This window comes from Xanthomarina arctica (assembly GCF_014638915.1).
Taxonomy (GTDB): Bacteria; Bacteroidota; Bacteroidia; order Flavobacteriales; family Flavobacteriaceae; genus Xanthomarina; species Xanthomarina arctica.
The window spans coordinates 896,553-923,182 of the sequence record NZ_BMFQ01000001.1 but is presented as its reverse complement, the minus strand read 5'-3'; the positions used below and the strand labels follow the sequence as shown (position 1 = coordinate 923,182).

Sequence of the window (26,630 nt, the reverse complement as noted above, 5' to 3'; positions counted from 1 at the left end):
GCAAATTTACATTATTTATAATAAATATCTACTTTTGACGTACAATTTGTATTAACATAACTATAACATAACATACTAGTAAATGAAAAATTTGAAATTCTGGTGGACAGCTTTACTTCTTACGGCTGTTTTATCTGTTAACGCTCAAGAAAAAAAGAAATTTAAAATCCTTACAGTCGCTTTTTATAATTTGGAAAATTTATTTGATACAATCAATGATCCAAATAAAAATGATGAAGCCAGTCCTATTATGGAAATGAAGGGAGACATCCAAGCAGTATATAACAAGAAAGTGCATAATATGGCGCGTGTTATTGCTGATATTGGAACAGATGTCGCACATAACTCTCCAGCTATTCTAGGTGTTTCAGAAGTTGAAAATAGAAAGGTTATGGAAGATGTTGCCAACGACCCATTGTTAATTGACAAGGATTATGGTATTATACATTACGACTCTCCAGACAAACGTGGTATAGATGTGGGTTTATTCTATCAGAAAAAATTATTTACACCATTATTTACTAGTAGTCATGAGCTTTTAATTTATGACGATGTTACTAGACAGCGTGTTTACACTAGAGACCAGTTGTTGGTAACTGGTAAATTGGAAGGTGAATTGATACATGTTATTGTTAACCATTGGCCTTCTAGAAGTGGTGGTGAAGCAAAAAGCAGATCTAAGCGTGTAGGTGCTGCAAAACTTAGTAAAAAAATTGTAGACTCCTTACAAACTATAGATCCTTATGCTAAAATATTTATCATGGGCGATTTAAACGACAACCCTACAAATGCGAGCATCAAAGAAGTTTTAAAAGCGGAGAAAGAGAAAGAAGATGTTGTTTTTAAAGGTATCTACAACCCAATGGAAGGTTTCTTTAAAATGGGATCTGGCTCTAATGCTTATAGAGATAGCTGGAGTTTATTCGATCAAATATTGATGACGCAACCTTTACTTGAAAAAGACTATTCTACTTTTAGATTCTACAAAGCTGGGATTTATAATAACAATTACTTGACAACTAAAAGAGGCAGATGGAAAGGGTATCCATTCCGTAGTTTTGCTGATGGAGGCTTTACAGATGGTTTTAGTGACCACTTTCCAGTGTACCTTTATCTAATTAAAGAAATAGATTAACTACCTAGTTTGTATAAATTAAAAAAGACTCTTTAATTACATATTGTAATTAAAGAGTCTTTTTTTTATGTCCATGTTAATCTTAAGCCAACCAAGTACTCCAAGGAATTCTTGATAAAAACAAAACTAAAGCTATGGTATAAAAAATAGAAATGGTTTTAAATTTCCCACTAGAAAGTAATTGCTTTTTATGTTTAGAATACCCAATAGTTATTAAAGCGATAGCTATAATATTTACAAGTGGATGTTCTACCAAATACAATCTATCCACAGAGCTTTTCATTATTTCACCCATTCCAGATTCGCTAAACAAGCTAAATCTTGGTGACACAAAATAAAGGATTAGGCCTAATAATAATTGAATGTGAGACACAATTAAAGTGAATAATGCAATTCTAAAATCTTTGGCTTCGTATTCTTTATTACCAACTTTCTTAATAATGGCATTTACCACTGCTATTACTAAAACTAGAAGCACTAAATATGCCCAATAAGAATGAAGCATTTTTACCATGTTGTACATACTATTTATTTTTTATGATTAGTTAAACAAATGTAGTCATTAAAATGCATAAAAAAACCTCTTCTAGTTGAAGAGGTTTTTTATAATATGTTGTTTTTCTAAGACTACTAGAAGTTGAAACGCATACTTGTGTTCCAAGTTCTACCGTAACCAAAACGACCTGTGTTTTCAGTATTAACACCCTTGTAGTTTCCATCTGTAGCATTAACAGCCTCGTTTCCATTTACAGTCTCTAAATAAACTTCATCAAATACGTTGTTGATGTTTACACGGAATTGTAAAGAATTCTTGTTGTTTTTTCCAACTAACATTTTGTAAGATAAACCTGCATCAACTAAATCGTAAGAAGGCATAGCAATTGTTGGATCTGCTAAAGAACCTGTAGAATACATGTCGTTATACCAGTTCCATGCTGCATCTACGCTTAATCTTGGAATAAATTCCCAACTTGCGTTAGCTCCAGCATTTACTTGAGCAGCACCACCAACACTGAAACCATCGATTTCAATATTTTCGTCAGTTCCTACTTGAGTTCCATTTTCATCGAACGTTCTTTGAGTTGCATTGTCTTTATATTCCCAATTACCTAAAGAAAGGAAACCATTAACTCTTACATTGTCTAATGGCTGAGTAAATACTTCTAATTCAACACCCATGTGTACTTGCTTGATACCTAAAGTTTGGTAGCTTAAGAAATCTGCTCCATCTTGACCGTTTGTAAAGGTTTGCGTAACATTACCCCAAGTTGTATGGTATAAGTTTAAGTTAGCTTGAATCATTTTTCCACCATATTGGTATCCTGCTTCTAAACCAGTAATTTCCTCATTTTCTACTGCTGGCTCTAATAATTCATTACTAGTTCTATCATCTTTATATAACGTATCATGGAAAGGTTGACGAGAATAATAACCTGCATTTACAAACACCTTATTTTCATCAGTAATTGTATAAGCCGCACCAGCTTTTAGGTTATAACCAATGTTATTTACTTTATCTCCTTCTTCTCCTTGACCAGCAACATTCGTATTTAAATACTCTGTTCTAACGTGAGATTGATTTGAAAGTGCTCCTTGAAAAAATGCAGACAATTGATCTTTAGAATACTCTAACTGAGAAAAGACACCTGCATAATTAATTTGCTCTTCATAATCATAATAAAAACGTTGTAAATGGTCTGTGTTTGGGTTAAAGAATACTTCCCAAGGGTTTACACCACCAGCTTCAGTTAAGTAATAAGTATTTCCACCACTATAGTCTGAACTATAACTTGCAGAATCAACCGCTAAAAATTCTCTAACATCTCTAAAGTGGTATCCTTTATATAAACGAATATCAGCCCCTACGTTAAAGTTTAAGTTTTCTGTTAATTGGTTGTTGTAGTTAGATACTAAACCATACCAATCATGATTATTGTTAGACCCTCTTGCATAAGCAACTTCTCCATCAGAAGTTATTGCCTGAGCAAAACTACCTCTACCCATAGATGCATATAATACAGTTGAAAGCTCAGATTTGTCATTAATAGTAAAATCCCAACTTAAGTTAGCAACTGGTTTTTGATAAATATTTCTTCCACCAGGATACTCACCTCCATTTAAAGTGTTTGGACTATCAACACCACTATATGTCCAAGAGTTAGATCTTCTTCCATTATCAATAAATGATTGAATTGAACCACTTCCTGCTACCGCATGCTGTTGTGGTGCACCAGTTAACATAAAGTTTAATGCATGTCTTTCGTTAGGTTGGTACCCAACAGAAATATAATAAGTCTGTCCTGCACCATCTGTATTATCTACATAACCATCACCTTGCCAGTAACCAAATAAAGCTCCAAAAGACCAGCCTTTTTCGCTAACTCCTGTAGAATAATAAGCTGTAGATTTAATATAGTTGTCGTTTCCTACCATTTGTTGTACAAAACCACCTTCTTTTCTATCAATTGTTTTTGTAACAATGTTTACAGTTCCACCAACAGATGAAATTGCTAATTTAGACGCACCTAAACCACGTTGTACTTGAACAGCGTTAGCTACATCTAAAACACCAGACCAGTTAGACCAGTACATTTTACCATCTTCCATTCCGTTAATTGGTTGTCCATTTAACATGAATGCCGTATTTACTTGAGTAAAACCACGCAAAAACATTTGTCCATCACCAAAACCACCAGCTTGTGAACTTTGCACAGAAGGCGTTTGTTTTAAAATTTCTGGTAAGTCTGAGTTACCTGCTTTTTCTCTAATTTGATTAGCAGAAATAGTAGATACAGCCACAGGCGTTTTTCTATCTTCGGCTAAATCGATAATACCACTACCAATTATTACAATTTCTTCTAAAGAGTTATCAGAAGATAAAGTTACTTCACCTAAACTAGTGTCTCCACTAAATTTAACCAATACTTTTCCGAAACCTACGAAAGAGATTTCAATTTCACCTTCAGTAGATTCAGTAATCAAACTAAAGTAACCATTAAAGTCTGAAGACACCCCATTGGTTGTTCCTACTTCAACGATATTAGCACCTGGAAGTGGCGCACCCATATCGGAATCCATAATTGTACCTGTAATGGTATTCTGGGCCATTGAGAAAGCAGAAAACAATATTGCTCCTGCTAAAAATAATAATCTTGTAATTTTTTTCATTGTATTAAAAAGATTTGTTTCTAATTTTTTTGCAAAATTACACATATTTAATTGATAAATATTATGTAATTGTTAAGATTTTTAACACAATGAAGATATATAATTTAGTGACTGTTATTACTTTAACAATAAAAAAGCTATTAACAAGGTTTTCAACACCTATTATGTTAATTTTTTATAATAATGTAATAAATTTAAGGTAGATGCATCGTGATTTGCTAATGAACTATTTTTAATATCACCCAAAATATTCCCTGCTAATTTCTTACCTAATTCCACTCCAAATTGATCGAAGCTAAAAACATTCCAGATAATACCTTGAACAAATATCTTATGTTCGTACATAGCAATCAGTTTCCCTAAGCTTTCTGGTGTTAATTTTTGTATGAAGATGGTATTTGTTGGCTTGTTCCCTTCAAATACTTTAAATGGTAACAACTTATTGGTTTGTTCCAAAGTCAAATTTTCCGCTTGTGCCTCTTGAATAATAAGCTCTTTGGATTTTCCGTTAAGCAAGGCTTCTGTTTGAGCAATAAAGTTTGAAATTAGTTTATCTTGATGATCTTGATTGCCATGTAATGAGTCCACAAAACCAATAAAATCTACTGGAATAAGCTTAGTACCTTGATGAATGAGTTGAAAAAAGGCATGTTGCGAGTTGGTACCTGGTGTTCCCCAAACCACATTTCCAGTTTGATAGCTTACGTGATTCCCGTTTCTGTCAACAGATTTCCCATTACTTTCCATGCTGCTTTGCTGTAAATAAGCACTGAAATTATTTAAATATTGAGAATAAGGGATTACAGCTTCCGTTTCTGTTTTAAAGAAATTATTGTACCAAATACTTATTAATGCTAAAACAACAGGAAGGTTCTTATCAAAAGCTTCCGTTTTAAAATGAGTATCCATTTTATTAGCTCCAGAAAGAAGTTTATTAAAATTTTCGAAGCCCACTGAAAGGCTAATAGATAAACCTACCGCACTCCAAAGTGAAAATCTACCTCCAACCCAATCCCAAATGGGAAAAATATTGGACTCACTTATTCCAAATTCCTTTGTTTTTTCAATGTTTGTGGAAACTGCCACAAAATGTTTTGCAACATCTTGCTGCGTAGCAGATTTTAAAAACCATTCTCTAATGGTGTTTGCGTTGGTAAGTGTTTCCTGAGTAGTGAAGGTTTTTGAAACAATTACGAATAAGGTTGTTTCTGGATTTAATTTTTTTATAATCTCTTGAACATGGTCGCCATCAATATTGCTAACAAAATGAGTAGTTAGATGGTTTTTATAAAACTCTAGAGAACCAACAACCATTGCTGGACCTAAGTCTGAACCTCCAATACCTATATTAACAACATCTGTGAATTTTTTTCCAGTAAATCCTTTTTTAGATCCATTTACTATCTGATTTGTAAAGGTTTCTATTTGCTTTTTAACTTCAAAAACTTTTGGAATAATATTCTCTCCTTCTACAGAGATTGCCTCTGTTTCTTTTGCTCTTAATGCGGTATGTAAAACAGCTCTGTTTTCAGTTTCATTTATAATTTCACCAGAAAAATAGCTTTTAATAGCATCCTCTAATTTCACTTCTTTTGCAAGTTCTAATAATAATGAAAGGGTTTGGTCTGTTATTCGGTTTTTAGAAAAATCGATATAAAAATCTTCCCAATAAAGCGTCAATTTATTAGCTCTTTCGGGATCCTGAGCAAATAAATCCTTCATTTGAACTTCTTCTATAGACTGAAAATGTTCCTGGAGTTTTTTCCATGCAACTGTAGAGGTCGGATTAATTTTTGGTAGGCTCATAATATTAATTTACCTCAGTAATTAACGGGTCTGAAGGCGTCTCTACTTCAATTTGGACATCGTCTAACTGATTTTTTAAAGGAATAATATACTCTAAATACTTAATTTTTAAATCTTTAGAAATAGGTTCGGACGCCGGTAATTTCTCTCTAAAAGGATCGACCTGTTGGCCATTCTTCCAAAAACGATAACACACATGCGGTCCCGAGGTATTTCCTGTCATTCCAACCCAACCAATAACATCACCTTGTCTAACATATTGCCCAACTTTTACATTCTGCTTTTTCATATGTAGGTATTGGGTTTCATAAGTTGAATTATGCTTGATTTTTACATAATTCCCGTTACCTCGTGTAAAGCTAGATTTTGTAACTGTTCCATTGGCTGTGGCCCGAATTGGCGTTCCAACAGCTGCAGCAAAATCAGTTCCTTTATGAGGTCTAATTTTATTGCCATATAAAGCAATACGTCTATTAAGATTGTATCTGGATGAAATACGTTTGTATTCTACTGGCGCTTTTAAAAACGCACGACGAAGGTTGTTGGCTTCATCGTTAAAATAATCTTTGAGTCCTTTTATGCTATCCGTTTCAAACTCAAAAGCATAAAAAGGTTCATTTTTATGTTCAAAAACAGCTGCTTTTATATTATCTATTCCAGCATAAATGGTGTCGTCTATATACTTATCTGTGTATATCACTTTAAATTTATCACCTTTTTGAAGTCTTGTAAAATCTATAGTCCAAGCATAAATATCGGACATTTTATAAGCAAGAATTAAACTTATTCCTTTATCATCTAAGGTTTGAGAGATGTTACTTGTAATAATTCCTGACACTTCCTTTTCAACATATTTTATAGGCTTTCTACTTGTATATGCATGAATGGAATCCTGAAAATTTATTACAATATATTCTTCTCTATTAGGTTGATAAATGAAACATTTGGGCTCCTGAAGAGAATCTTTAGAACACAGAATGGTATATGGTTTTCCTATTTGGAGTTTTCGAATGTCAAAGCTATCACGCGCTTTTTCAACAATTTGGAATATTTTTGGATAGCCAACATTATTGCGTTGCATGATTTCACCGAAGCTATCTCCAGCTCTAACAGTATCTCTTTTTACAACGTAATCGTTTAGGTTAAAACCAAATTCGAGAACATCTAGAATAACAGGTTCTACAATAGCAAAATCATCTTCGACTACTTGCGAATTATCTTCTTTGCAACTATTTAAACTTAAAATAATTGCAAAAAGCATTAAACATCTTTTCCCCAATCTTTTAGTTCTTGTTCGGTCCATAATTCTGGAAAAAATATTCTTCTCTGATATTTTGGATGCATGTACTTTACCCATTCACTTCCTCCTGTTGCTTCAACTGTTTTACCACCAATGTTTAAATAATGGTTTGCTGTTTTGTAATGTGCCATAACCCAAGTAATGTTTACGGTATAGTCGTAATGACGCATGGCATTAATTAATTCTTTGTCTTCTTTAACCTCTTGTGGTAACTGCTTAAACTTAGTCCACAGATTATTGGTGTTATAGAATTTGGCAAATCTAATAAATTCATCTTTGTATCGTTCTTCAAAAACTGTTAATAAATAAGATTTTTTACCAGTTTTGTAGTCTTTTCCAGCGGCTTGCCAATATAAATGGTTAAAAGCATGTTCAAAAGAGGTGTTTCTATCTATAGTTTCCCTAAATCTGTTGTCTATTAAATTTATAAGTTCTGTAGAAGCAAATTCTATTTTTCTGTATTGGGCGCTTTGAAAGCCACTTGCAGGGGTTAAGGTATTTCTAAATTTATTGTATTGTTCTATATCCATACCATCCTTCATAATTTCGAAGGAAGATGTTAGCATGTCGAAATATCTACTGACTCTCATTAATTTATTAGAGAAAAAAGTAGCTTCTACGTTTTCTTCCTTGGCAACTTGCTCAATTTCCCAAAGAATCATTTTAAACAACAATTCGTTGATTTGATGGTACATAATAAAAACCATCTCATCTGGTAAAACAGTACGTTGTGTTTGAAGATCTAGTAAAGCGTCCGTTTGAACATAATCCCAATAATTTATGGGTTTGCTATACAACAAGCCTTTTAAATGCACATCTAAATCTTGTCCAATGGCATCAAATTTTTCTTTTAATTGATTGGTTATTTCTTTGTTTGGTTCCATTAATTTTTTGCTATTATTTTAAATGGGTGTTTTAAACCTTTAAAGGCTTCTAAATCTGCTCTTAAAGAGCCCACAGCTAAATCTGCTTGGATACGTAAAGGTACTTTATTTTTATCATTTGAAACCCATAGAGTCAAGCTTTCTTCTTCTTTAAAAACTCTTCCAGCCATAACATATGGTCTAAATTTAAGAGCGTCTATTTTACCAAACTCGGTATCAATTATTTCCTTTCCAAGGTACCTTAATTTAAAGCCATAATTTTCTTCATCGAAAAACATATCTACATGCACTTCTTTCCCTTCTTTCAAGTTTTTAATATCCAGATTATCTCTTAGATAGTAAAATGTAGAAATCATGTCTTGAATATTCGGTTGGGTGTCGAATTCACTTTTTCTGTTGTGCTTAAGATTGTTGACGTAAGCTTTATTATTAACTTGATCGAAATCTATTTCTATATTCTTGGTGTGGCCACCTTCATCTATATTCCTAACAAACTTATATGGCATGATATTTTGCATATCGAAATAGCTTTCATACTGATCTTCTACTTTAAAAAACCATTTAATTGCTCCAGTAGTCCAGCCTTTACCAACCACATGATAAACGGGTTTATTTTTGTACATGGCTTTATTTACCGTTAATGTAGCTTCACCGGCTTTTAAAAATCCACTATAACTCATTTCAAATTTAAACCATTCTCCTACCCCAAAGGAACTTTCGCTTTGGGCAAAAAACGGTTGGGTAAACAAAATTATTAAAATTATAAGAAGTGACTTTTTCATATTTAATTATATCTGTAAATGTAACTTAATGAATACATTATTATTGTCTGCTCTCTATAATACAATTACTGTTCCAAATGTATAAAACAAAAAAACTCTATCAGTGAGTTTGATAGAGTTTTTAAGTCGTTTTTAGTTAAATATTTGTTATAAAGTACCTCTTAATTCTTGTTCGCGTTCTATAGATTCGAAAAGGGCTTTGAAATTTCCAGCACCAAAACCTTTGGCTCCCATTCTTTGAATAATTTCGAAGAAAAGTGTCGGTCTATCTTCAATAGGCTTCGTGAAAATCTGTAAAAGATATCCTTCTTCATCGGCATCAATCATTATACCTAGACTTTTTAGAGTTTCGATATCTTCGCGCAATTCATGGCTATATGTTTCTAATCTTCCAGGAACAGCTCTGTAATATTCTTCTGGAGGTGTTGATAAAAACTCAATTCCTCTAGAGCGTAAATCTGATACAGTTGAGATAATATCATCTGTAGCTACAGCAATATGTTGTACTCCTGGACCTTCATAAAAATCTAGATATTCTTCAATTTGAGATCTCTTTTTTCCTTCGGCTGGTTCGTTAATTGGAAACTTGATTCGTCCATTTCCATTACTCATCACTTTACTCATTAGAGCTGAATATTCTGTATGAATTTGTTTGTCGTCGAAGGAAAGGAAATTTACAAAACCCATCACATCTTCATACCATTTTACCCAGGTATTCATTTCTCCCCAACCTACATTTCCAACCATATGGTCTATAAATTTAAGACCTGTTGGTTCTGGGTTATAATCTGATTTCCACTCTCTAAAACCAGGCATAAATGTCCCTTTGTAGTTTTTTCGTTCCACAAACATATGAACCGTTTCTCCATAAGTATAAATTCCAGCACGAACCAATTCTCCATGTTCGTCTGTTTCTACTGTTGGTTCCATATACGATTTAGCACCTCTTTTGGTAGTTTCTTCGTAAGCACTTCTGGCATCATCTACCCATAAAGCTACCACTTTTACACCATCTCCATGTTTTGCTAAATGGTTATTTATTGGAGATTTACTATTTAAAGGCGTGGTTAGAACCAATCGAATTTTATCTTGTTTTAACACATAACTAACCTCATCTCTAGAGCCTGTTTCCAAACCTTTATAAGCATAGGATTGAAAACCGAAGGCTGTTTTATAAAAATGTGCGGCTTGCTTGGCATTTCCAACATAGAATTCTACATAGTCAGTTCCTAATAAGGGAAGGAAATCTTGAGCGCCTTCAAATATTTTTTCTAAACCGTATTCTACTGATTTTATTTCTTTACTCATATTCTTTATTTTAGAAGAAAGAAAAGAGAATATAGAAAAAAGACTTTATAGTTTATTTTGAAAACCCATAGTCATTTTCTGAAATTCTTCTATTTTTTCTTGAATTTGTTTTAATTTTTCAGATGTAATATATTTTCTTTTATATGCAATTATTAACTGCGTGTCAAGTTCAAAAGAAGAGCCAAGAGAAATATCAATAAAATGAGAAAGAGATTTATCTGTTCTAGCTGACCCTTCTGCAATATTACTTGGTATTGAAACAGAACACCTACTAAGTTGAGAACTTAAACCAAATTTTTCATCTTTAGGAAATTCACTTATAATATCAAAAACATCATCAACAATCTCAATTCCTAAATTCCAAATTTTTAGATTCTTATAATTATGTCTTTTCTTATTTGTCATCCTCTTTTTTATCTACTCTCTTATCTCTTATCTCTTATCTCTTTGATTTTAAAGCCAAGATTTAAAGTAATCTTCGTCTGCTATTTTTAATGCTTCTTCTGTAATTTTTAATGGTTTAAACGTATCCACCATTACGGCCAATTCGTCTGTTCTAACTTTTCCAATACTACGTTCCGCTGCTCCTGGGTGTGGACCGTGTGGAATACCCGCTGGATGTAAGGATATATGTCCAGCATCTACATCGTTTCTACTCATAAAATCGCCGTCAACATAATATAAAACCTCATCACTATCTATATTGCTATGGTTATATGGCGCAGGAATTGACAACGGATGGTAATCGTATAATCTTGGAACAAAACTACATATTACAAAGGCATCTGTTTCAAACGTTTGATGAACTGGTGGTGGCTGATGAATTCTACCAGTAATAGGTTCAAAATCGTGAATTGAAAGCGCATAAGGATAACTATAACCATCATAACCAACCACATCAAAAGGATGTGATGCGTAAACCATTTCGAAAATATCACCTTGTTTTTTAACTTTCATTAAAAAATCGCCAGATTCGTTATGGGTTTCTAGCTCTTGAGGCTGACGAATATCTCTTTCGCAATATGGAGAATGTTCTAATAATTGTCCAAACCAATTTCTATATCTTTTTGGCGTATAAATAGGTCTTCTGGATTCTACAATAAATAATCTATTATCTTCTGTATCAAAATCCATTTTATAGATGGTTCCTCTTGGTACAATTAAATAATCGCCATATTTAAAGTCTAGATTTCCTAAATGTGTGCGTAATTTTCCAGTGCCTTTATGGATGAAAATCATCTCGTCTGCATCGGAGTTTTTATAAAAATAATCTGTTGTTGATAGTTTTGGAGCTGCTAAGATGATGCTACAGTCGCTGTTCGTAAGAACCGTTTTCCTACTTTCTAAGTAATCGTTTTCAGGTTTTACTTGAAACCCTCTAAATCGATACGATTGAATACTATTTTCTTTCGCAATTTTAGGAGCTACGCTGTATTGCTTATTAATAGCTTTTACCTGTGTTGGTCTTTGTTCGTGATATGAGTTTGTTGACATTCCATCAAAACCAATGGTTCCAAACAGCTGTTCACTATATAAGCTTCCATCTGGTTTTCTAAATTGTGTATGTCTTTTAGGAGGTGTTTTTCCTAGTTTATGATAAAATGGCATTTCTTATAAGTTAAGAGTTATATGTGGTGGATACTGAGTAAAAACTTAATTTTAATCATAACCCAAGCACACTAAATATATTTTATATAAAGATACAAAATACGCCTATTTATTCTGGATTTCTTTTGATAAGAAATTGAAGATGCGATAGTAAATCTGTCCAAAAATGTTTCATTGTTCTACAAATATCGTAAAAAATTATGAACTTAATTTTATGTAAAGAAAGCTTCTTCATTTAATGAAACAAAAGTTCTAGAACCAAAAGCCTAAATTGAAAAACCAAATACTTTGATTGTCTTCAGGAGAATAAGTGTATTTCAATTCTATAGGGCCAACAAAAGTTTCTAAAGAATAACCAATGGCGTAACCAGAATAATCTGGAGATGTAATCCATTCGCCATCAACAAAAATATCATCTCCAATATTGCTATAATTAGCGGCTAAGATGATATGATTTTTCTTGAAAATCTCATAATCCAAGGTAATTAGGCCTTTTACGTAGCTATTTCCTGAAAGTGAAATAAAATCGTAACCATAGAAAGCTTCAAAATTATTTATAAAGTCGTTTCCATAACCACCAAGTGCAAAATTTAAATATGGGTTATCATTTTCCCCTATATTAAAACCCCCTTGAGTAGTGATATTTGCCGATAACTTATTGGTAAAGCTATAAGAATAACCAATGGTTGCCTTTGCTATGGAAAATTCGTTGAAATTATTATTATAATCTGAGGAATAGAAATATAAATGAAAATCTCCCGCAAAATAAAACCCTTCATTTGGAAAATATTTATTGTCGTAAGAGTCGTATTTAAGTTTCCCAAACAAACTTAAATAATCGCTATTATCGAAAACGGTTTCGTTTTCATTAACTCCTGTTAAAACGGTTTCTGTTGAAATTCTCAATCTTTTATGTTCTATGCCAAGCGTTAAGGCCATATCCTTGGTAAACAAGGTTTGCAGGTAGAATTGGTTGGTTAAATCTTTTAAAGAAATATCCAGTTTATTAACGTTAATGGTTTCTAATTCTTCTTCTGTTAAAAAAGAAGTTGCCGGAGTCTCTATTTTAAATTGATTGTATTTTGATCTCAAACCAATACTCCAATAAAAACCTTTGTCTATGTAATATTCAAAATTATACCTGATGTTATCTCCTACAATAAAATCGAAGGAAAGCACATCGTTTTTAATCAATAACCTCTTTTTGGTTAGGTTTATCAAGGCTGCGGATTTGTATAAATCGTCATAATGAACCCCTAATTTAAAGAAGGTAGTAATGGGGTTTTCTTTTAAAACAATATACATATCATAGCCTTCAGAGTCTGTAGAAGGTTTCAATTGATGTATTACACTTTCGAAGTTATTTGTAGCTGTCAAGTTATTTACACCTTCAACATAGCTATTATACTTTAGCTTCACATTCTGCTTAAATTTAATTTTCCCCAATACATAGGCATCTGTATATTTCTTATTTCCTTCAATATAAATAGCATTGATTTGAATGCTATCTATGGGTTTAATATTTATCTGCTTTTTGTTTTTATTACTTTGCATAGAAGCCACGTGTTTCAAAGCATCCATTTCTTTATTTGCCCCTTTTTGGCCACTATCTATAATATCTCTTCCGTCACTAAATGAAACTACCGTATAATTTGTAATATCTGGTTTTATATAAATATCTGTTTTTTTAGACTTAACGATCATATCGTTTATGGTTCGATAATTATTTATTTGAAGTAAAATTTCTGGTGCAGATTTTAAATCGTCTCGAGAAGCCAAATCGTCCTGAACATCAACTCCTATTATTAAATCCATGCCTTTTGCTCTTAACTCGTCTATGGGATAATTATTCACAACCCCGCCATCTATTAAAAGTTGGCCATCTATAATTACTGGTTGAAAAAGAGATGGTAATGCACCACTTGCAGTTATGGCTTGTGGTAAATTACCATTTTCCAAGATGACCGCCTGTCCTGTTTCTATGTTAGTTGCAATACAAAAAAATGGAATTGGAAGATGACTAAAATCGTCTATTTCACTAACATGCAAGGTTAATTTAGTAAGCAAGCCTAAGGTGTTTTGGCCTCTGGACAATGCTGTTGGCAATTTAATTTTAAAATGTTCGAAAGGTAATGTTACGGCATATTTTTCAGAATTTTCCCTTTCATAAAAGGTTTTGGCTGCTCGTGGTAAATCGTCGTTAATAATTTTATCGAAATTCACCTCTTTAAAAATGGAATCTATTTGTTTACCGGAATACCCAGAAGCATAAAGAGAGCCAATAATAGCTCCCATACTTGTTCCGGCTATGTAATCTATTCTAATCCCTAAGCTATCAATAACCTTTAAAACGCCAATATGAGCCAAACCTTTAGCCCCACCTCCACTTAACACTAAGCCAATTTTCACATCCTCTTTAGTTTTGTCTTGAGAGAATGTAAAACTGGTGATTAATAGAAATAAGATTATAAAAATATACCTCATGACTTGTGATAATAATTATAAATTTTTTGAGCTCTTGAAACTCCAACAACATCTTCTAACTCGTCTAACTTGGCATTGGCAATACGTTTTACAGATTTAAATTCCTTTAATAACTCTACTATCGTTTTCTCTCCAATTCCAGGAATGGTTTCCAACTCTGTATTTAAAGCCGTTTTGCTTCTTTTATTTCTGTGATGTTCGATTCCAAATCTATGTGCTTCGTTTCTAAGTTGTTGAATAATTTTTAAAGTCTCACTTTTTTTATCTAAATATAAGGGAATTGGATCATCCGGGTAAAATAATTCTTCCAAACGTTTCGCAATTCCGATGATTGCAATTTTATTTCGTAATTGTAAGACATCTAAACTTTTTAAAGCTGAAGACAGTTGTCCTTTTCCTCCATCAATTATAATTAATTGTGGTAACGAGCTCCCTTCATCCAGCATTCTTTTGTAACGCCTGTAAACCACTTCTTCCATGGAAGCAAAATCGTCTGGACCTTCAACTGTTTTAATATTAAAATGCCTATAATCTTTTTTACTGGGTTTACCATTTTTAAATACCACACAAGCCGCAACAGGATGGGTTCCTTGAATGTTCGAATTATCAAAACATTCAATGTGTCTTGGCTCATCTGCAAGACGTAAATCGGTTTTCATTTGAGCCATAATCCTATTGGCATGCCTATCTGGATCAACAATTTTTACTTGCTTTAATTGATCCATACGATAGTATTTAGCATTACGGATGGACAAATCCAAAATATGCTTTTTATCACCTAACTGGGGTACAACCACTTTAACATCTTCTCCTAAATTAATTTTAAAAGGCACAAATATTTCTTTTGAAGTTGAATGAAACCGTTGTCTTAATTCAACAATAGCAAGTTCCAACAACTCTTTATCCGATTCTTGAAGCTTTTTCTTGATCTCTAATGTATGAGAACGAATGATGGATCCATAAGATAATTGTAAAAAATTGACATAAGCATAACCTTCGTCGCTAACAATGGAAAATACATCCACATTGCTAATTTTTGGATTTACAATGGTAGATTTAGCTTGGTAATTTTCTAAAATTTGAATTTTCTCTTTTATAATATGGGCATCTTCATATTGCATGGCTTCAGCAAATTCCTTCATTTGCAGTTTAAACTGCGTTAAAGATTCTTTGAAATTCCCTTTTAAAATTTCTTTAATAGCCTTAATGCCTTCATCATAATCTTCAAGGGTTTGAAAGCCTTCACATGGCCCTTTACAGTTTCCTAAATGATATTCTAAACAGACTTTATATTTTCCAGCATCTATTTTTTCTTGAGATAAATCGTAATTACAAGTTCTCAATTTATAAAGGCCTCTAATTAAATCTAATAAGGTCGAAACGGTTTTTGTACTTGTATATGGTCCGAAATAGTCACTTCCATCTTTAATAATCCGTCTGGTTGAAAAGACTCTTGGAAAACGTTCGTTTTTAATACAAATCCATGGGTAGGACTTATCATCCTTCAACAGAACATTATATCGAGGTTGGTGTTTTTTTATTAAATTATTTTCTAATAAAAGAGCATCTGTTTCTGTATTAACAACAATATGCTTAATACTTGCAATCTTTTTTACAAGAACTCTAGTTTTGCCATAATCATGTTGTTTTGTAAAGTAGGAACTAACCCGTTTCTTTAAATTTTTTGCTTTTCCAACATATAGTATAGTGCCATCTTCATCAAAATACTGATAAACTCCAGGCTCATTTGGCAAGGTTTTAAGTTGTATTTCTAATGTAGGTTCGCTCATATTATCAAAGATAATATATATCTGTAAAACCTATCCATTTTAATACTATTTTAGAAAGTTCTATAACATTCGATTTTTTATTACCTTGCAAGTCTGAAAAACATCATTTTTAATGCCTAAAAAAATAATTGGGAGAACGGATAAAGCGGATTTCCCTTTACTGAATTTATACGATATCGATGTAAAAGTTGACTCGGGAGCTTACACATCTTCAATACATTGTCATAAAGTAAAGATTGAAGACGGCTTACTTAAGTGTACGTTTTACGATAAAGGTCATCCTCTTTATAATGGCAAAGAAATTATATTTAAAACCTACGATATTGCTAAAGTTAAAAGCAGTAATGGCATTGTACAAGAACGTTATAAAGTAAAAACTACGATTCTAATTTTCAACAAAAAATATAAAATTAATCTAACACTAAGTACCAGAGACGACATGAAATTCCCAATTTTAATTGGGAGACGCTTTTTGAATAAAAAATTTGTGGTTGATGTCAGTTTGAAGAACTTATCTTATCAAAAAAAGAACTAATGAACATTGTAATCTTATCTAGAAACCCTCATTTATACTCAACTAAACGATTAATAGAAGCTGCGCAACAGCGTAAACATCATGTTGAAGTTATCGATCCTTTAAAATGTGAAATAATCATTGAGAAAAAGAATCCTGCCGTTTTATATAAAGGAAAACCCTTAGAAAATATTGACGCTATTATTCCAAGAATTGGAGCTTCAGTTACTTTTTATGGAACTGCCGTTGTTAGACAATTTGAAATGATGAAAGTTTTCTCAACGGTCGAATCTCAAGCTTTGGTTAGATCTCGTGACAAATTAAGAAGCTTACAAGTATTGTCTCGTGCAGGATTAGGAATGCCAAAAACTGTTTTTTCTAATTACACAAAAGATGTTGCTGAAGTTATTAATTATGTTGGTGGAGCACCTTTAGTTATCAAACTTTTAGAAGGAACTCAAGGTTTAGGTGTTGTTTTAGCTGAAACTAAAAATGCGGCCGAATCTGTTTTAGAAGCTTTTAATGGTTTGCAAGCAAGAGTTATTGTTCAAGAATTTATAAAAGAATCTAAAGGAGCAGACATTAGAGCTTTTGTTGTAGATGGTAATGTGGTTGGCGCTATGAAACGTCAAGGAAAAGAAGGTGAATTTAGATCTAACTTACATAGAGGAGGAAGTGCAGAAATAATTCAATTAACAGAAGAAGAAGAGAACGCAGCTTTAAAAGCAGCTAAATCTTTAGGTTTAGGAATTTGTGGGGTAGATATGTTACAGTCTGCACGTGGCCCATTAATTTTAGAAGTTAATTCTTCTCCTGGATTAGAAGGTATTGAAGCAGCGACCAAAAAAGATATAGCGAAAGTTATTATTCGTTTTATTGAACGAAATGTTTAATTTCTATGACTACTGAATACAAAAAAGTAATTTCGATTTTAGGTCATGATATTCCCTTAGGAACTTCAAAAGAAATAAATTTTAATATTGCGAAACTTCATACTGCTACAAAAATTGAAGTTCCTATTATCATTGAACGTTCAAAAAAACCTGGTCCTACTATTTTATTTACTGCTGGATTACATGGCGATGAGATAAATGGAGTCGATATTGTAAGACAACTTATTTCGAGAAACATTAACAAGCCAAAAAGAGGGACTATTATCTGTATTCCTATTCTTAATGTGTTTGGTTTTTTAAATGGCTCTCGTAGTTTTCCTGATGGTCGCGATTTAAATAGATCGTTTCCTGGCTCTGAAGATGGCTCTTTAGCAAGCAGAGTGGCTTACAGATTGATGCATGAGATTATTCCAGAAGTAGACTTAATTATTGATTTTCATACTGGAGGAGCCAGCAGATTTAATGCGGCTCAAATTCGAATTGTAGAGAACCAACCTCAACTAGTTGAATTAGCAAATGTTTTTGGAGCACCTTTTGTTTTGTATTCTAAACATATTGTAAAATCATTTAGAAATGCTTGTTTTCAATTAGGCAAACCTGTTTTACTGTATGAAGGAGGGAAATCGTCTTTTGTTGACGATAATATTTCTAAAGTAGGTGTCGAAGGTGTTAAACGAATTTTAGCTCATTTCGAAATGCTTAATTCTAAAGTAAAAGCTAATCCTGCAAAATTTAAAACCGTTTTTGTTAAAAAAAGCAAATGGATTCGAGCGAAACAATCTGGCATGTTTAAAGCCAAAGTAGCTATCAATTCTAAAATAAAAGTAGGTGATATTTTAGGACAAATTACCGACCCATATGGAAAAGTTCACCATACTGTAAAATCTAATATTGAAGGTTATATTATTAATCTTAACGAAGCCGCCTTAGTTTATCAAGGAGATGCGTTATTTCATGTCACTAAAATAATAGAGAGTTAATTAATTAGCTAATGACTAAAGCCGAATTACGCAAAACATACAAGCTAAGACGTCAAAAATTAACTTCAGAAGCAGTTGAAGATTTAAGTTTACAAATTGCAAACCAACTTTTAACTTTGGCTATTTGGGACCGTTCTTTTTATCATCTTTTTCTTTCTATTGAAGAACATAAAGAAGTGAATACCGATTATATTTTAAACATTCTTTCGGGAAAAGATAAGAATATCGTGATTTCTAAAAGTGATTTTTCCACAGGAAATTTGGATCATTTTCTTTTAACTGACAACACGGTAATCAAGAAGAATCACTACAATATTCCAGAACCAGTTGATGGTATCGCTATCGCTCCAAACTCTATCGAAGTTGTTTTTGTGCCACTATTGGCTTTCGATAGACAAGGACATCGTGTTGGTTATGGCAAAGGGTTTTATGATAAATTTTTAGCCCAATGCAAACCAGAAACTTTAAAAATTGGTTTGTCCTTTTTTGAAGCTGAAACTGAAATTGAAGATATTTTTGAAGGAGATATGGCTTTGAATTTTTGTGTTACTCCAAAACAGGTTTATACGTTTTAATTAATCGTTTGAAAATGCTTTTTTATTAAAGAATATTAGCAGTCCAAAACCTGTACTTATGGCTACATCAGCCACATTAAAAACAGGTTCGAAAAACGTAAAATATTGTCCTCCATAAAAAGGTAACCAATTTGGTAAATAACCTTTCCATAAGGGAAAATACAGCATATCCACGACATTTCCATACAACAAACTATCGTAACCTCCTTCTACTGGTAAAAACGACGCTACTTGCCCATAACTATCGTTAAATAAAACACCATAAAAAACGGAATCCAAAATATTTCCTAAAGCGCCAGCAAAAATGAAAACTATAGCCCAGATTAATACTCTGGAATTTTGTTTTTTCACAGCATCGTGCAACCAATAGCCTATTCCAAAAATGGCTACAATTCTAAATATAGTTAAAGATAATTTGGCAGTTCGATCTGAAATAAAAGATATAAAATCGCTCAATTTAGTTCCCCAAGCCATGCCATCGTTTTCAACAAAATAGATCTTGAACCACGTAAAAACTTTTAACTCTTCGCCAATAACAAAATGCGTTTTAATATAAATTTTGCTTATTTGATCTATCAATAAAATAAGAACGATAATTAGAATAGATTTTTTTAGGGTCATATTGTTTTTTTAAGCCTGCCTGACTGCAAACACGAAAGCGGGAATCTTTATAATAATCGGTCATGTCTTGCGACAAAAATAAACATATTATTCAATTTTTGAAACCGTAATATTTCCGTTTATGGAATTTAACACGATTTGCTTATCTCCTTGTGTCAAGATTTCTTGCTCAATTGTTCCGTGTTTACTTGAAGCTTGAACCTTGGCCCGTTTAGAAGCTACATGAATATCTCCATGAATGGTATTCACCAAAAGATTGCCTTGAAAATTTTTACTATTAAAAGAACCATTAATTAATTCAGTAGTTACTTGATTGAAATTTCCTGACATAAAAACGGAAGCTATATTACTGGTAATAATAACATCTAGATGTTCTGGAATGCGTATTGTTAATTCTATAGAAATAAGTTTATGAACACTTAACTTATCGTTTGCTGCAACGAATAATGGCTGGTAAACACTAGAAACATGTAATTGGTTATCACGGGTTTCTGCTAGCAAAACAACATGTTCATAATTTTCGCCTTCTACAAAAGACTCGATCGAGATGTTTTGTGTTTTTGTTGTTTCTATACTTATTTTAAATATAGAGCTACCATCAATAACAAGCGTGGAAATCCCTGCTGCGGAAAATGACTTATTTGTTGTTTTTTGCGCTTGAATTTGAAGAACAAAAAACAAAATGACGATGTATTTTATATACTTCATATTTTGAAAAATACTTCAATGATATTTAATAAAAAAACGCTTCAAATATTTGAAGCGTTTTAGAGTTCTATTATCGTTAAACCCAGACATTATGCGTCACGATGATGAGATTCCTACTTTCGTAGGAATATTACTGTTGCATGTTTTTAGCTTCAATACTTAACGTAGCATGAGGTACTAATTTTAAACGTTCTTTGTTTATTAATTTACCTGTTACTCTGCAAACACCGTAGGTTTTATTTTCAATTCTAATAAGAGCATTTTTCAAATCGCGAATAAACTTTTCTTGTCTAGTTGCTAATTGAGAATTTGCTTCTTTACTCATAGTTTCACTACCTTCTTCAAACGCCTTAAAGGTAGGAGACGTATCGTCCGTACCATTATTAAGGTCATTCATGTAAGCACTTTTTATTAAATCTAAATCGTGCTTTGCTTTCACAATTTTTTCTTGGATTAACTGCTTAAATTCAGCTAAATCCTTATCCGAATATCTTATGTTTAATTCTTCTGCCATGTTCTTAATGTTTTTGAATAAATAATCTCGTATTTACATCGTCAAATACAACTTCTATACCATTATCTATTTGGTCAATAATTTCTAATTTTTCAGTCAACGTTTCTGCCATGATATACGTCATATTCGTTTCTACAGCATCCACTATTTTATCATCTTTTTGAAGTAGCACATCTATTCTATCTGTTACTTCAAAACCTGAGTCTTTACGTAAATTTTGAATGCGATTAACGAGCTCTCTAGCAATCCCTTCTTTTCGTAATTCTTCAGAAATAGTAACATCTAAAGCAACTGTCAATGATCCTTCATTGGCAACCAACCAGCCTTCGATATCTTGAGAGGTAATCTCTACATCTTCAAGACCTAAAGTAATACTTTTTCCGTTAACCACAACTTCTATTTTGCCACTTTGCTCTATTTTTTTGATATCTTCTGAAGTAAATCCAACAATAGTATTGGCTATTAATTTCATATCCTTACCAAAACGAGGTCCTAGGGCTTTAAAATTGGGCTTTATTTGCTTCACTAAGATATCTGAAGCATCTTCAAGAAGTTCAATTTCCTTAACATTAACTTCATGTTTTATTAAATCTGCAACGGCTAAAATCTCTTCCTTTTGATTTTTTGAATCAATAGGAATCATGATTTTTTGCAACGGTTGACGTACTTTTATTTTTTCCTTAGCTCTTAACGATAATACCAAAGATGAAATGGTTTGAGCCGCTTCCATTTTGCGCTCTAAACTCTTATCTACAAAGTTTTCGTTGTACTCCGGAAAGTTGGCTAAATGCACACTTTCAAAAGCTTCTTTGTGTGTTACCGAATTTAAATCCAAATACAATCTATCCATAAAGAAAGGTGCAATTGGAGCCCCTAACTTAGCAATAGTTACCATACAAGTATATAAAGTTTGGTAAGCCGAAATTTTATCTTGTTGGTAATCGCCTTTCCAGAAACGTCTCCTACTTAAACGCACAAACCAGTTACTTACATAATCCTGAGTGAAATCTGAAATGGCTCTAGCCGCTTTTGTTGGCTCATAATCTGCATAAAAAGCATCTACTTTCTGAATTAATGTGTTTAATTCTGAAAGAATCCATCTGTCTATTTCAGGTCTTTCATTTAAAGGAATATCTGCTTCAGCGTAACTAAAGTTGTCCAGATTAGAATATAAAGTAAAGAAAGAATAGGTGTTGTAAAGTGTTCCAAAGAACTTTCGCTTTACTTCTTCAATACCTTCTACATCAAACTTTAAGTTATCCCAAGGGTTTGCGTTTGCAATCATATACCAACGTGTGGCATCTGCTCCATAATTAGATAACGTCTCGAATGGATCTGTTGCATTCCCAAGACGTTTGGACATTTTTTGTCCGTTTTTATCTAACACCAAGCCGTTTGATACGACATTTTTATAGGCAACCGAATCAAAAACCATTGTACTAATAGCATGAAGCGTATAGAACCAACCTCTTGTTTGGTCTACACCTTCCGCGATGAAATCGGCTGGATAGGATTCGTGATTATCAATTTTCTCCTTGTTTTCAAATGGGTAATGCCATTGTGCGTAAGGCATAGAACCAGAATCGAACCATACATCAATCAAGTCTGCTTCACGATTCATGGGTTGTCCACTTTTTGAAACCAAGACAATTTCATCTACAATATTTTTATGTAAATCGATTTTGGCGTAGTTTTCTTCAGAATTGTTTCCAATCTCAAAATCTTCAAAAATATCTTTTGAAAGAACTCCCGCTTCAACGGCTTTCGCCATTTCTATCTTCAATTCTTCAACAGAACCAATACAGATTTCTTCTTTTCCGTCTTCGGATCTCCAAATTGGCAATGGAATTCCCCAATAACGAGAACGAGATAAATTCCAATCGTTTGCGTTTGCTAACCAGTTACCAAAACGACCTGTTCCTGTCGATTCTGGTTTCCAATTAATACTCGTGTTAAGTTCGTGCATACGTCCTTTAACATCTGTTACTTTTATAAACCAAGAATCTAATGGGTAATAAAGAATAGGTTTGTCTGTTCTCCAACAATGTGGATAACTGTGCTTATATTTTTCAACCTTAAAGGCTTTGTTTTCTTCTTTTAATTTAATGGCTAGCTCAACATCTATAGAACGTTCTGGAGCTTCACCATCGTTGTAATATTCATTTTTGACATATTTACCAGCATATTCACCCATTTCTGGTCTGAATTTTCCTTGCAAATCTACCAAAGGAACAAGGTTTCCATTTTCATCCTTCACTAATAATGGTGGGATTTCTGGTGTTGCTTGTTTTGCAACCAAAGCATCGTCTGCTCCAAAAGTTGGTGCTGTATGTACTATTCCTGTACCATCTTCTGTAGTTACAAAATCTCCTGCAATGACTCCAAAAGCATTTTCCGGATTGTCGTTTGGTAAGGCGTATGGTAATAATTGTTCGTATTTAATACCTACAAGATCCTTTCCTTTAAATTCTTTTACAACGAAATAAGGAATCTTTTTGTCGTTATCTTTATAACTTAAAAGTGCCGACTTCTCTTCAACTCTTTTAAATTTTCCGTCAAATTGCTTATTAACTAATGCTTTTGCCAAAATCACATTCATAGGTTTGAATGTGTATTGGTTATAGGTTTCTACTAAAACGTAATCTATTTTTGGTCCAACAGTTAATGCTGTATTACTTGGTAATGTCCAAGGTGTGGTAGTCCATGCTGTAAAATGAATATCACCTTCATTTTGCAAAAAATCTGGTAGCGTGCTTTCTATGGCTTTAAACTGAGCAACAATAGTAGTATCCGTTACATCTTGATAAGCTCCAGGTTGGTTAACCTCGTGTGAACTTAAACCTGTACCAGCTTTTGGTGAATAAGGCTGAATGGTGTAGCCTTTATACATTAACTTTTTAGTGTATATTTCCTTTAACAACCACCATACCGTTTCCATGTATTTTGGTTCGTAGGTGATATATGGATCTTCCATATCTACCCAATACCCCATTTTTTGGGTTAGGTCGTTCCAAACATCGGTGTAGCGCATCACTGCTTTTCGGCAGGCTGCATTATAATCTTCAACAGAAATGGTTTTTCCAATGTCTTCTTTGGTTATACCCAATTCTTTTTCAACACCAAGTTCTATTGGTAATCCATGCGTATCCCAACCAGCTTTACGCTTTACTTGGAAACCTTTCATGGTTTTATATCGAGGAAAAATATCTTTGATAGCACGAGCCAACACGTGGTGCACACCTGGAAGTCCATTTGCCGAAGGTGGCCCCTCGAAAAACACGTAAGGTTTGCTACCTTCTCTGGTGGTGACACTTTTTTCAAATATGTTGTTTTCTTGCCAATATGCGCTTATTTCATTAGCTACATTTGGTAAGTCAAGACCTTTATACTCAGGGAATTTACTACTCATAATATCAATCATTCTTTTCGACCCGCGAAAATAACGATTTTTAGGAAAATAGTCATTCAATTATAGGTTTTTAAACTATAAAGTTTACCAAGACCTTGATCTTAGAAATTAATTGGATTTTAATACCTACTTTTTAAGGAGTTGTTAATGTATTTAGGCTAAAAATGGATGAGAACTTAATATTTTATAGCAGTAAACAAATCTTTAGGATTACGTTTATTATTCCAAAAAATGGATAATTCTATGTTTTCTTCAATTATACGATAAAAAAGTGATGTTTGTTTTGATATAGAAAGTACACGAAAATTTTTATAAATAGGTTGTCCTAACTCGGGATAATCTTTCAGTTTTGTTATGTTATTTTCTACTAATTCGACAAAAAGTGATGCTTGCGTATTATTCCATTTTAAGAGTATAAAATCAATTTCTTCCTTATAAGACATTTCTGCTGTATAAGTCCAAATAACTTTCATTACAGATTGTACTTAGCTTTTATTTCTTGCATAACATCTACATGTGCTTTAGTTTTTCCAGATTTAGAATCATTCATACTTTGATCTAATAAAAGTTCCAATTCTTGAGGTAAGCCAATATTTCCATTAGGTTCTTGAGCTAAACTTTCTTTTAGTTTTTTTATTTTAGAAATTATGGATTTATCGTTAATATTAATTAACCATTCCATTAATTCATATTTCTCTAACTGCATGTCCATTTTCTAAGTTTTAATTAAATATAGGAAATTTTTAAACCACAAACCCAACCAAATCTTCAATTTTTGAAATCAATTGGATTTTAATAACTGTTTTTTTCAAGGAAATTTTATTGTATTTAGATACAAATATAGTTGAGAATCCTAATTTTTCAGCTTCAAGGATGCGTTGTTCTACACGTTGTACAGGGCGGATTTCTCCAGATAGACCAACCTCTGCAGCAAAACAAAAATCCTTTTGAAGGGCTACGTCTTCATTTGAAGATAAGATAGCGGCAACCACCGCTAAATCGATAGCTGGATCGTCTACAGTAATGCCTCCAGTGATATTTAAAAACACATCTTTTGCTCCTAATCTAAAACCTGCTCGCTTCTCTAAAACAGCTAAAAGCATGTTTAAACGTTTGGCATTGAACCCTGTTGCAGAACGCTGCGGTGTTCCGTAAACAGCCGTACTTACAAGAGCTTGCACTTCTATCATTAAAGGTCGCATGCCTTCAAGGGTTGCTGCTACCGCGTTTCCAGAAAGTTCATCGTCCTTTTTGGAAATTAATATTTCACTCGGATTTGAAACCTCACGTAATCCAGAACCTTGCATTTCGTAAATACCTAATTCGTTGGTAGATCCAAAACGGTTTTTATTAGCTCTAAGAATTCTAAAAACATGATTTCTATCGCCTTCAAACTGTAAGACAGTATCGACCATATGTTCCAGAATTTTTGGCCCAGCAATGTTTCCATCTTTGGTAATATGTCCGATTAAAATAACAGGAGTCGATGTTTCTTTTGCAAATTTTATCAATTCTGTAGTACATTCCTTTATTTGAGAAATACTTCCTGAAGAGGATTCTATATAGTCGCTATGAAGTGTTTGAATAGAATCAATAACGATTATATCTGGCTCTAGAGCTTCAATTTGCTTGAAAATATTTTGAGTTTTTGTTTCGGTAAGAATGTAGCAATTACTGCTACTAGGATTGATGCGTTCGGCACGCATTTTTATTTGTTTCTGGCTTTCTTCGCCAGAAACATAAAGTGTTTTATAAGGTAATTTTAAGGCTATTTGAAGTAATAAGGTACTTTTTCCAATTCCGGGTTCACCACCTAATAAAATTAAGGAACCAGGAACAATACCTCCACCAAGCACACGGTTAAACTCTTGATCGTTGGTTGCCATTCGCGCTTCTTGAGACGCGTCTATTTCATTAATTAATAATGGTTTTGAAACGCGTTTTGAAGCTGAAGTTGGTGTTTTCCAATCGCTTTTTTCAGCCTTTTGAATAACTTCTTCAGCAATGGTATTCCACTCTTTACAAGCTGTGCATTGCCCTTGCCATTTGGAATATTGTGCGCCACAATTTTGACAAAAAAATGTTGTTTTTACTTTAGCCAATTTAAAAATGTTTAGGCTAAAATAAATATAATTCTGCTATTTGCCATCA

General features: G+C 32.9%; 23 protein-coding genes. 5 read left to right on the top strand and 18 right to left on the bottom strand.

Going from position 1 to position 26,630, the window contains the following annotated elements; genetic code table 11:
• The first annotated feature begins 82 nt into the window (after window positions 1-82).
• Complete coding sequence (locus IEV77_RS03995) at window positions 83-1,135, top strand: endonuclease/exonuclease/phosphatase family protein (RefSeq protein ID WP_188462064.1); 1,053 nt, start codon at window positions 83-85, stop codon at window positions 1,133-1,135.
• Between the two features lie 82 nt (window positions 1,136-1,217).
• Here IEV77_RS03995 and IEV77_RS03990 read toward each other — a convergent pair whose 3' ends face one another.
• The 11 genes from IEV77_RS03990 to uvrC form a co-directional block, all read right to left on the bottom strand.
• Window positions 1,218-1,658: a hypothetical protein gene (locus IEV77_RS03990; RefSeq protein ID WP_188462062.1), complete on the bottom strand. Its 441-nt coding sequence runs from the start codon at window positions 1,656-1,658 to the stop codon at window positions 1,218-1,220.
• Between the two features lie 107 nt (window positions 1,659-1,765).
• Complete coding sequence (locus IEV77_RS03985; RefSeq protein WP_188462060.1) at window positions 1,766-4,303, bottom strand: TonB-dependent receptor; 2,538 nt, start codon at window positions 4,301-4,303, stop codon at window positions 1,766-1,768.
• Between the two features lie 162 nt (window positions 4,304-4,465).
• A complete protein-coding gene (gene pgi / locus IEV77_RS03980) occupies window positions 4,466-6,109 on the bottom strand; it encodes a glucose-6-phosphate isomerase (protein WP_188462058.1) in 1,644 nt (547 codons plus the stop codon).
• Between the two features lie 4 nt (window positions 6,110-6,113).
• Window positions 6,114-7,370, bottom strand: coding sequence for a peptidoglycan DD-metalloendopeptidase family protein (locus tag IEV77_RS03975; RefSeq protein WP_188462056.1), 1,257 nt, complete (start codon window positions 7,368-7,370; stop codon window positions 6,114-6,116).
• Window positions 7,370-8,293: a tryptophan 2,3-dioxygenase family protein gene (locus IEV77_RS03970; protein ID WP_188462054.1), complete on the bottom strand. Its 924-nt coding sequence runs from the start codon at window positions 8,291-8,293 to the stop codon at window positions 7,370-7,372. The genes IEV77_RS03975 and IEV77_RS03970 overlap by 1 nt, the downstream gene beginning before the upstream one ends.
• Complete coding sequence (locus IEV77_RS03965; protein ID WP_188462052.1) at window positions 8,293-9,075, bottom strand: DUF3108 domain-containing protein; 783 nt, start codon at window positions 9,073-9,075, stop codon at window positions 8,293-8,295. Before IEV77_RS03965 ends, IEV77_RS03970 begins: the two co-directional genes overlap by 1 nt.
• Window positions 9,076-9,222: 147 nt before the next feature.
• Window positions 9,223-10,383: a 4-hydroxyphenylpyruvate dioxygenase gene (gene hppD, locus IEV77_RS03960; protein WP_188462050.1), complete on the bottom strand. Its 1,161-nt coding sequence runs from the start codon at window positions 10,381-10,383 to the stop codon at window positions 9,223-9,225.
• A gap of 45 nt (window positions 10,384-10,428) precedes the next feature.
• Window positions 10,429-10,788 carry a four helix bundle protein gene (locus tag IEV77_RS03955; protein ID WP_188462048.1) on the bottom strand — a complete coding sequence of 120 codons (360 nt, stop codon included), beginning with the start codon at window positions 10,786-10,788 and terminating at the stop codon, window positions 10,429-10,431.
• A gap of 48 nt (window positions 10,789-10,836) precedes the next feature.
• Window positions 10,837-11,991: a homogentisate 1,2-dioxygenase gene (locus IEV77_RS03950; protein ID WP_188462046.1), complete on the bottom strand. Its 1,155-nt coding sequence runs from the start codon at window positions 11,989-11,991 to the stop codon at window positions 10,837-10,839.
• A 252-nt stretch (window positions 11,992-12,243) separates the two neighbouring features.
• Window positions 12,244-14,475 (bottom strand): patatin-like phospholipase family protein, encoded by a 2,232-nt coding sequence (locus tag IEV77_RS03945; RefSeq protein WP_188462044.1) that lies wholly within the window; start codon window positions 14,473-14,475, stop codon window positions 12,244-12,246.
• A complete protein-coding gene (gene uvrC, locus IEV77_RS03940) occupies window positions 14,472-16,265 on the bottom strand; it encodes an excinuclease ABC subunit UvrC (RefSeq protein ID WP_188462042.1) in 1,794 nt (597 codons plus the stop codon). The genes IEV77_RS03945 and uvrC overlap by 4 nt, the downstream gene beginning before the upstream one ends.
• 112 nt (window positions 16,266-16,377) lie before the next feature.
• On the opposite strand from uvrC, the gene IEV77_RS03935 reads away from it, so the two are divergent.
• The 4 genes from IEV77_RS03935 to IEV77_RS03920 are packed head-to-tail and all read left to right on the top strand — an operon-like array spanning window position 16,378 to window position 19,227.
• A complete protein-coding gene (locus IEV77_RS03935; protein WP_188462040.1) occupies window positions 16,378-16,800 on the top strand; it encodes an ATP-dependent zinc protease family protein in 423 nt (140 codons plus the stop codon).
• Window positions 16,800-17,672 carry a 30S ribosomal protein S6--L-glutamate ligase gene (rimK, locus tag IEV77_RS03930; protein ID WP_188462039.1) on the top strand — a complete coding sequence of 291 codons (873 nt, stop codon included), beginning with the start codon at window positions 16,800-16,802 and terminating at the stop codon, window positions 17,670-17,672. The genes IEV77_RS03935 and rimK overlap by 1 nt, the downstream gene beginning before the upstream one ends.
• A 5-nt stretch (window positions 17,673-17,677) precedes the next feature.
• Window positions 17,678-18,652, top strand: coding sequence for a succinylglutamate desuccinylase/aspartoacylase family protein (locus IEV77_RS03925; RefSeq protein ID WP_188462037.1), 975 nt, complete (start codon window positions 17,678-17,680; stop codon window positions 18,650-18,652).
• Between the two features lie 11 nt (window positions 18,653-18,663).
• The gene (locus IEV77_RS03920; protein ID WP_188462035.1) at window positions 18,664-19,227 is read left to right on the top strand and encodes a 5-formyltetrahydrofolate cyclo-ligase; all 564 of its coding nucleotides are present in this window, start codon (window positions 18,664-18,666) and stop codon (window positions 19,225-19,227) included.
• Here IEV77_RS03920 and IEV77_RS03915 read toward each other — a convergent pair whose 3' ends face one another.
• The 7 genes from IEV77_RS03915 to radA form a co-directional block, all read right to left on the bottom strand.
• Entirely contained in the window at window positions 19,228-19,848 is a 621-nt protein-coding gene (locus IEV77_RS03915) for a lipoprotein signal peptidase (RefSeq protein WP_188462033.1), read from the bottom strand.
• A gap of 87 nt (window positions 19,849-19,935) precedes the next feature.
• Window positions 19,936-20,556, bottom strand: a complete 621-nt coding sequence (locus IEV77_RS03910) for a DUF4097 family beta strand repeat-containing protein (protein WP_229736570.1) — start codon at window positions 20,554-20,556, stop codon at window positions 19,936-19,938.
• A gap of 130 nt (window positions 20,557-20,686) precedes the next feature.
• Entirely contained in the window at window positions 20,687-21,070 is a 384-nt protein-coding gene (locus IEV77_RS03905; protein WP_188462031.1) for a TraR/DksA family transcriptional regulator, read from the bottom strand.
• A gap of 4 nt (window positions 21,071-21,074) precedes the next feature.
• Complete coding sequence (gene ileS / locus IEV77_RS03900) at window positions 21,075-24,479, bottom strand: isoleucine--tRNA ligase (protein ID WP_188462029.1); 3,405 nt, start codon at window positions 24,477-24,479, stop codon at window positions 21,075-21,077.
• A gap of 176 nt (window positions 24,480-24,655) precedes the next feature.
• Window positions 24,656-24,952, bottom strand: coding sequence for a type II toxin-antitoxin system RelE/ParE family toxin (locus tag IEV77_RS03895; protein ID WP_188462027.1), 297 nt, complete (start codon window positions 24,950-24,952; stop codon window positions 24,656-24,658).
• On the bottom strand, window positions 24,952-25,185 hold the full coding sequence (locus tag IEV77_RS03890) for a hypothetical protein (RefSeq protein ID WP_188462025.1): 234 nt from the start codon (window positions 25,183-25,185) through the stop codon (window positions 24,952-24,954). Before IEV77_RS03890 ends, IEV77_RS03895 begins: the two co-directional genes overlap by 1 nt.
• A gap of 37 nt (window positions 25,186-25,222) precedes the next feature.
• A complete protein-coding gene (gene radA / locus IEV77_RS03885) occupies window positions 25,223-26,581 on the bottom strand; it encodes a DNA repair protein RadA (protein ID WP_188462024.1) in 1,359 nt (452 codons plus the stop codon).
• Window positions 26,582-26,630: the final 49 nt, after the last annotated feature.